Annotated in this window: 7 protein-coding genes and 1 pseudogene; all 8 read right to left on the bottom strand. The window is 32.7% G+C overall.

All coding sequences use genetic code 4. The features are described from left to right. Positions 1–368: pseudogene (locus H6411_RS02955) on the bottom strand (ABC transporter); the annotation flags it as partial. A gap of 230 nt (positions 369–598) precedes the next feature. Further along, positions 599–1,243, bottom strand: coding sequence for a hypothetical protein (locus tag H6411_RS02950; RefSeq protein WP_216083158.1), 645 nt, complete (start codon positions 1,241–1,243; stop codon positions 599–601). A 126-nt stretch (positions 1,244–1,369) separates the two neighbouring features. Then, the gene (locus H6411_RS02945) at positions 1,370–3,403 is read right to left on the bottom strand and encodes an iron ABC transporter substrate-binding protein (RefSeq protein WP_216083157.1); all 2,034 of its coding nucleotides are present in this window, start codon (positions 3,401–3,403) and stop codon (positions 1,370–1,372) included. A gap of 142 nt (positions 3,404–3,545) precedes the next feature. After that, positions 3,546–4,181 (bottom strand): hypothetical protein, encoded by a 636-nt coding sequence (locus tag H6411_RS02940; RefSeq protein WP_216083156.1) that lies wholly within the window; start codon positions 4,179–4,181, stop codon positions 3,546–3,548. Next, positions 4,102–5,253 carry a hypothetical protein gene (locus H6411_RS02935; RefSeq protein ID WP_216083155.1) on the bottom strand — a complete coding sequence of 384 codons (1,152 nt, stop codon included), beginning with the start codon at positions 5,251–5,253 and terminating at the stop codon, positions 4,102–4,104. The genes H6411_RS02940 and H6411_RS02935 overlap by 80 nt, the downstream gene beginning before the upstream one ends. Positions 5,254–5,491: 238 nt before the next feature. Next, positions 5,492–6,055: a hypothetical protein gene (locus tag H6411_RS02930; RefSeq protein ID WP_216083154.1), complete on the bottom strand. Its 564-nt coding sequence runs from the start codon at positions 6,053–6,055 to the stop codon at positions 5,492–5,494. 313 nt (positions 6,056–6,368) lie between these two features. Then, a complete protein-coding gene (locus H6411_RS02925; protein WP_216083153.1) occupies positions 6,369–7,022 on the bottom strand; it encodes a hypothetical protein in 654 nt (217 codons plus the stop codon). A 145-nt stretch (positions 7,023–7,167) separates the two neighbouring features. Further along, positions 7,168–8,930 (bottom strand): hypothetical protein (locus tag H6411_RS02920; RefSeq protein ID WP_216083152.1); only part of this gene is annotated, 1,763 nt, incomplete at its 5' end.

Below are 8,930 nucleotides of genomic sequence, written 5' to 3'. Positions count from 1 at the left end.
GTAGTTTTCTTATTATTTCAGAATTGATTATTTCTAAAAACTATCCCTGTGTCATAAAGGTCTTCATTTCATAGAGAAGATCCAAATTCCTTTACCTGAGAAAGAAGAGCATTTATTCTGGACTGTAAACTTGCTTTTATTTTCTTCTTATCTTCAGATACATTGTCATTGACAACGATGTACTTATCTACATTAGTTAAATAATCATATAGGTTAGTCTTTTTGAATTGATAAGGATAGTAATCTGGAGGTATTTGAAGACTAAGTAACAAGTCAGCCTGGCCATTGTAATTGACCATAATCTTGTACTCAACTGTAGATCCAGTTCCTCCAAAGATACCTATAGAAGAAGCTGAAGGAACTGCGATCTTGAGTATGGTTTTCTTATTTATTAAAAGGGAGCTAAATGGGAAATCCAAAAACTAAAAACTCTTTATCTAAAAGAAAAAAATAAATTTAAGAACTAGTAAATAAAGATTGAAATTGAGTTAGGAACTGAAAAAAGGACAAACAAGCAAATGCCTATTTGTCAAATTTGAAGATAATTTTTGTATTTTAATTATATCTTAGCTGCATAAGCTAACAGCCTTTTATTTATCTAAATATAATTTTCGTAAGAATCTCAAGTTCTTTCTTTTGCAACTTCTCAATTTGCTTGCATATTCTTCTTAAGTCTTTCTTTTTCATCTGCATATTCTTTAGTTTTTGGAACATTTTTACACATATCATTAGCTCCATCTTTAAAAGCTCCAAATCTTCCTTTTATAGTGTCAGGAGCAGAATGTTCCACTTCCCTCATAGCCTCATAAAAAACACAAGCACTCTCCAAAGCTTTTCAAAGTGTCATTTCTAAAAACTTACTATCAAGTCTAGAAACTTGAATAGCTAACTCATTATCTCCGAGAATTGGATTTTTCAACCTCTTAATATGACTTTTCAAATCATTACACATTAATTCAATGTCTCCCCTTGATGGCTTAAAAGAATTATCATTTCCATACTTTGCGACAAAATCTACCGGCACAAGCCAACCAGCATCAGACTTTTTTAAATCATCATCAAGTATCTCATCATTTAATTTAAGAGTATTACAAGCTCACTTAATAATAGATTTAAGATATGATGTCTCTTCAACATATACCTTTGAATTGTCAAACACTCCTCCAAAAGAAGCGCCTGCTACTGCTGTTGACGTAACAGCTACAGCACTACTGATAGCTGTTATTAACTGTAATATGTTCACTAATTAAAACCTAAAATTATAAAGAAAACTTCCTATCAAATAAAACAGCACATCATGTCCTTATAGTAAAAATTTCCTTAATGAAAGCTTTATATTTACCATTCAAACAAACTTTTAATTTACTTATTATTTTTTTTCTGATGTTTTGTTAGTTCCTTTTATAAAGTATTTATTTCAATAGTCTCCTCAATCCATAGCTTTCTGATATTTTGCTTTGTGATCGCCATTAGTGCTTCCGGATACTACAGATGTTCCATTAACTTCCTTAAATTCTGGATCATATTGTCTTTGGAAAATATCAACTAAGCTATCTAACAATAAATTCAAAGCTATTGGACTTCTCAAACCTTCATTTCATAAGTGATATTTGTTATAGCTAACGTGATATCCCTTATTGTTTCTTAATTCTGGTTCGTTTCCTTGAACTCTCTTAATATCTATCTCCTCAAAATTAGAACCATCACTTAATTTCTCTTTATTAGAAGATAGTAAAGAGCTGGCTGCTTTTAAAGTTCCAGAATTTGGATCTTTAAGAAGATTTCAGTCATCTTCATTAGCAAGGATCAAAATAGTATCTGACTGCCCTCTGAATTCCAATAAGTTAGTTGGATCTAAGTGAGCACTACCTATTTTTCATCATCAGCCATTGTCATCTACCGAGAAGATTTCATGTGATAGGTCTTCATCTTCTCCTTCGTCGTGTGTTTTAGATGGCGAAGATGAAGTTAAATTAGCAGGTATTGGCTGTTTTAAACCTATATCTTTATATATAAAAGGAAACTTAGACATGGATTGGATTGTTGCCTCTCCTGCTCCAAATGCACTAGGAGGGTAAGTTAGAACAGTAAAGGTTTTGGATGAATCATTTGTTCAACATTTGGGACTAGCTTCGGGATCAAATTTCTGATCAACAACCTTAATAGCTTTGAAATATTCCCTAATATTCTTAATTCGCTCTTTAAAGTTTGCAGCTATCTCTCCAACATTACTCAACACATTTTCCATTGCCGCTTTTCTCGGATCGCCATCAAATTCAGCTTTAAATTCTGGACTCTTGGTGTACTTATCTATTGAAGCTGCAAACTGATAAAGGAAAACAATAATATCTTTCTGAGATCCTTCAGCAAGAGGAGCTGTACCGGGAAGAATCTGTTGCTCTAGGGCTGGATGGTGAGCTTTTAATAGGTCAGAAGTAGTTGTAGGATAATTCATTTGAAATTTCTTACTATCAATTTTTTGCTTTATATCCGAAGAGGTTTCACATTCTCCTTTCCCATCTTTATCATCCGATCAAGCATTCAACAAACACAATTCTTCTTTAGTAAAGATCGTTGTCTTGTATTTCTCTGCTAATAATTTGTCAACATTTCCATCAGTGCTAAACAACTTCTCCTGAGAAATTCATTTTTCAAAACCCAATTCCTCCATCTGAGTTTTGTTCTCCTCAATCAATCTGTTTCAAAACTCAATATATTTCCCGAACCTATAAATAGAATTGATTTCTTCCAAGTCATAATTAGCCATATATTCCATAAATTTCTTAGCAAGATTGTTACTGCATTTGTTATCACTTCCTCCATTATTCTTAAAACAATCAAATACTTCTTTATTAAAAATCGTATAAGGATCTCTAGCTGCCCTATAGTTAGTTATTATTAGCTTTTTATGTACAGGAAGTAAGTCATATCCTTCTTCAATGTTCGTATAGTCATCAGCAATAAACTGTTCGATAAATAAAAGAGTAGTTTTCTTGTTATTTCAAAACTGATTATTCCTAAAAACTATTCCTGTGTCATAAAGATCTTCATTTCATAAAGAAGGCCCGAATTCTTTAACCTGAGAAAGAAGGGCATTGATTCTGGACTGTAAACTCTTCTTTATTTCTTTTTTTGTTTCAGATACATTTTCATTAACAACAATATATTTATCTACATTGGTTAAATAGTCATATAAGTTAGTTTTCTTGAACTGATAAGGATAGTAATCTGGAGGTATCTGCAGACTAAGTAACAAATCAGCTTGTCCATTGTAGTTGACCATGATCTTATACTCAACTGTAGACCCAGTTCCTCCAAAAATACCTATGGAGGAAGCCGAAGGAACTACGATTTTGAGTATGGTTTTCTTATTTATTAGAAAAGGGCTGAAAGGAAAATCCAAAGACTAAAAGCTCTTTATTTAGAAGCAAAAAAATAAATTTAAAAACTAAATAAATAAAGACAGAAGCTAGATAATGTGAATTAAAGGTGGATAAATAAACAGAGTTTATTTATTAAATTTGAAGATATTTCTATAAGTTGAATTATATCCGACTTGGCGGTTCATAAAAACCCCTCGCCCCATGTTCTCCTAAACCTAATCTATTTCTTTCTTCTCTATGCTTCTTGTTTAGCTCTATAAGCTTTTTCTTAATTTTCTCATATTCTTCGCTTTTAGGAACATACGAACACATGTCGGCGGCATTATCTCTGGAAGTTCCAAACCCTCCACTTAAGGTATTGCGATAAGATCCCTCCACTTCCTTCATAGCTTCATAAGAAATACAAGCATATTCCAGAACAGATCAAAGAGTTGCCTCTAAAAATTTATTGTTAAGTCTAGAAACTTGGTCAGCTAACTCATTCTCTTTAAGGTTTGGATGTTGTATTCACTTAGAATTCTCTGTCAGGTTGGTACACATAGCTTCAATATCAGATTTAGAAGGTTTATGAGTTCCTGAACTCTTATTTAAATGTCAATCAGCGTCTGCTTTCTTTGAATCATCACTAAGTGTTTCTTGGTTTAACTGAAAAGTATGACAAGCCCATTGAATAATTTGTTTAAGGTATCTAGTATTCTCTCCGGATACTCTTGAATTACTAAAAGCTCCTCCTAAAGAAGCACCAGCCACTGCCGTTGAAGCAACAGCTGTAGTGATATTTATCTTTGTAATCAACATTAGTGCTGCCAGATGATACAGTCCCTCCATTATTAACTCCCGTAAATTCTGGATCATATTGTCTTTGGAAAATATCAACTAAGCTATCTAAAAGTAAATTTAGAGCTATAGGACTCCTTAATCCCTCATTTCATAAGTGATATTTGTTATAGCTAACGTGATATCCCTTATTGTTTCTTAGTTCTGGTTCGTTGCCTTGAACTTTCTTGATATCTATTTCTTCAAAAGAAGCACTATCGCCACCTTTTTCTTTATTTGAAGCTAATAAAGAACTTGCAGCTTTTAAAGTTCCAGAATTTGGATCTTTAAGAAGGTTTCAGTCATCTTCATTTGCAAGGATCAAAATAGTATCTGATTGACCTCTGAACTCCAATAAATTAGTTGGATCTAAATGAGCGCTACCTATTTTTCACCATCAACCGTTGTCATCTACTGAAAAGATTTCATGTGATAAATCTTCCTCTTCTCCATCATCATGAACTTGAGATACTGCAGGACTAGCAGCAGTTAAATTAGCAGGTATTGGTTGCTTTAAACCTATATCTTTATATATAAAAGGAAATTTGGACATAGATTGAATGGTTGCCTCTCCTGCTCCAAATGCACTAGGAGGGTAAGTTAGAACTGTGAAGGTTTTTGAGTTAGTGGTTGTTCAACATTTATTTTTAGGATCAAAAGAAGAATCAACAACCTTAATTGCCTTGAAATACTCTCTAATATTTTCAATTCTGGATTTGATATTAGAAGCTATTTCTCCAACATTGTTCAATACATTTTTCATCGCTTCTTTTCTGTAATCAGATCTAAATTCAGTCTCAAATTCATTGCTTTTTGTGTACTTATCTATTGAAGCTGCAAACTGATAAAGGAAAACAATAATATCTTTCTGAGATCCTTCAGCAAGAGGAGCAAAAGTATGACAAGCCCATTGAATAATTTGTTTAAGGTATCTAGTATTCTCTCCGGATACTCTTGAATTACTAAAAGCTCCTCCTAAAGAAGCACCAGCCACTGCCGTTGAAGCAACAGCTGTAGTGCCACTAATAGCTGCTATTAACTGTAAGATATTCACCTATTAAAAACCGCTTATTTTAAAGAAAACTATTTACTAATCTAAATGACACTTACATTTACAGTATGTTTCTTTAATATGGAATTTACAAATTCTACATTTTTGACAAGAGCAAATCGGACAAGGTTCTAGTTCGACGCTAGAACAAACAGAACAGAACATAATAATTTAATTTTTATTCTCTTTCAATAATACTCAAATTAAATATCAGCCTACCCGTAAATACTTTTTTCTTGTTTTAGCCTATTCCTGACCCAGCAGATAACTCAGTCTTCTCTTCGGTTTCCGCTGCTTTCGCTTTTTCCAAAATCTCCTTAATTTCTTGTTTTAATTCTTCACGATTATCAAGTTCTGGAGCATACTGACATATATCATTAGCTACAAAATCTATTTCAGGAAGAGGATCCTCTCCATTTAAGCCTTCGGCAGAAACTTCATTTAAAAGACAATTCAATGTAATTGCTGATCAAATAGCTGTTTTAAAAAATACGCTTTTTAAACCAGAAATTCTATTTGCCAGTTCTTTTCCAGTAAGAGAAAAATTTTTTAAATCCCCCCCCAAATGATTACCTAATTCTGAACACAACGCCTTTGCTCCACGATTATCGAAATTTTCTGAAAATTTGCCCTCATTTTTCTTAATAACTTCACAAGTCCACGCAAGAATAGGTTTAAGATTTTCCTCGTCCTCTATATCAGCTCTTGAATTACTAAAAACACCTCCAAAATAAGCGCCAGCTGCTATTGTTGATGTAAGAGCTACACCTCCGACAATAGTGCCTGCTAACTGTAAGATATTCACTGATTTATTTTAGGAATTATAAAGCAAACTATTTACCTTATTTGTGGCAAAAACAAATACAATACTGTTTTCTTCTAGCAGATTTACAAACCCTGCATTTTCAACATCCACAGACGAAGCACATACAAAGATCGCAATGACAATCAGGACAAGGAGCTCCAGACATGGTATTCAATATTTATTTATTAATAATATTCAGATTAAAAGCTAATCTACTAATAAAAATACTTTTCGCTTATTTTTCTCTTAATAATACTGGTGTTTTATTAGTTCCTTTTTATATTTCTAAATATTCAAATACCTACACAAGAAATTAAGATGCTTGAACTTCTTTATTAATTTCTGCTTTTGCATACAAATGCCCATCAATAATTACTTTTGATTGTTCTTTAGTATCGTCAGATCCTCCTCTCTTTAAAAAATCTAAAAATCACTGTTTAGCTTTTTGATAACTTGGCAACTTATAAAAATGCTCACATACATCCCATAATTTATTTGCAGGAGCTTTCTCAGAAGATACTTTTTCCTTATCTATAAATTCATATTCATAAGCATTCCCTTCTATTTTTATAAAACGAATCTGAGGAGAAACTTCATTCAAAAGACAGTTGAAATTGAACTCTACCCAAAAATCTTTTTGAATATTCTCAAATATCAGGTTAGAAACTAAATCAAACAATTGAGCTCCACTAAGATTCATCTCTTCCAAAACTCCATCATACTTATTTGGTTCTTTACATCATTTCTTTGCTTTTTCTCCCGTCCATCAGTTCGAAAGCTTTTCTTCATTTAATTTAACTGCCTCGCATATCCATGCAGAAAGAGGCTTAACTTTTAAAACCTCACTTTTAAAAAACTTTAAGTTGCTAGAGCCTTCGGAATTTCCTAAAGAGTAAGTGCCAGCTATTCCTGTTAATGCAATAGCTGAAACTCCAAAAGCAACTACTAATAACTGTAAAGCGTGCATGGATTAAATACTATACATTACAAAGAAATCCTACTTATTAACACACATGAATACTAAATTATCAATAATCCGCCAAAAATAATATTTAGGACTGGTTTACCAAATATTTCAGAAAGCTAATTTACAAATAAAAGTCTTTTCTTTTTTATTTTGCTTTTGCTTGTGCAGCATCTTCTTTTTTGTTAGTTCCCTTTATAAAGTACTTATTTCAATAATCTCCTCAATCCATAGCTTTTTGATATTTGTCTTTACTGCCATTTCCGTTATTTCCTCCGCCACTACTACTGCTAGATGTTCCATTAACTCCCTTAAAGTCAGAATCATATTGTCTTTGAAAAATATCTACTAAGCTATCTAAAAGTAAATTTAAAGCTATAGGACTTCTCAAACCTTCATTTCATAGGTGATATTTGTTGTAGCTAACGTGATATCCCTTGTTGTTTCTTAATTCTGGCTCATTTCCTTGAACTTTTCTAATATCTATTTCTTCAAAATTAGAACCATCGCTTGATTTTTCTTTATTAGAAGCCAGCAAAGAACTTGCAGCTTTTAGAGTTCCAGAATTTGGATCTTTAAGAAGATTTCAGTCATCTTCATTAGCCAATATAAGAACGGTATCTGATTGACCTCTAAATTCCAGTAGGTTAGTTGGATCTAAATGAGCACTACCTATTTTTCACCATCAACCATTGTCATCTACTGAGAAGATTTCATGAGATAGATCTTCCTCTTCGCCATCATCGTTATGTGCTTTGGACACTGGGGAAGATGAAATTAAATTAGCCGGTATTGGTTGTCTAAGACCTATATCTTTATATATAAAAGGAAATTTAGACATAGATTGAATGGTAGCTTCGCCTGCTCCAAATGCACTAGGAGGGTAAGTTAGAACTGTGAAAGTTTTAGAGTCTTTATTTGTTCAACATTTGCTTTCTCCTTCAGGATTAAATTTGGAATCGACAACCTTAATAGCTTGAAAATATTCTCTAATATTCTTAATTCGAGATTTAAAATTCGCAGCTATCTCCCCAACATTTTTCAGTACATTCTCCATAGCTTCTTTTCTACGATCATTAGCAAATTCAGATTTAAATTCTGCACTCTTGGTGTACTTATCTATAGAAGCAGCGAACTGATAAAGGAAGACAATAATATCCTTCTGAGATCCTTCGGCTAAAGGAGCAGTACCAGGAAGAATCTGTTGTTCTAGAGCTGGATGGTGAGTTTTTGAAGGCTTAGGATAATTCATTTGAAACTTTGCTTCTTTAATCTTGGTATCATACTTAGAAGAATCGGAACACTCGCTTTTTTCATCTTGGTTATTTGCCCAAGCATTTAGAAAACATAACTCTTCCTTAGTAAAGATTGTTGTCTTGTATTTCTCAGCTAACTTCTGATCTACTGCCTCTTCGGTACTAAAAAGCTTCTCCTGAGAAATCCACTCTTTAAATCCCAACTTATCCATCTGATCTTTATTCTCTTCAACTAACCTATTTCAAAATTCAATGTACTTGCCAAATCTATAAATAGAGTTAATTTCTTCCAAGTCATAATTGGACATGTATGCCATAAATTTCTTGGCTAAATTATCATTACATGTATTTCCGTGGTCAGTCCCACTTTTGTTAAAGCATTTAAAAACTTCTTCTTTAAATATGGTGTACGGATCCCTGGCTGCCCTGTAGTTAGTTACTATTAGCTTTTTATGTACCGGCAAAAGGTCATATCCATCTTCAATGTTCGTATAGTCATCAGCAATAAACTGTTCAATAAATAAAAGAGTAGTTTTCTTATTATTTCAGAATTGATTATTTCTAAAAACTATCCCTGTGTCATAAAGGTCTTCATTTCATAGAGAAGATCCAAATTCCTTTACCTGAGAAAGAAGAGCATTTATTCTGGACTGTA

It is taken from the genome of Candidatus Mycoplasma haematohominis (genome assembly GCF_902712995.1).
Classification (GTDB): Bacteria; Bacillota_I; Bacilli_A; order Mycoplasmatales; family Mycoplasmoidaceae; genus Eperythrozoon_B; species Eperythrozoon_B haematohominis.
Note: the sequence above shows the minus strand (reverse complement) of the source record. Positions and strands in the feature narration are given on the sequence as shown.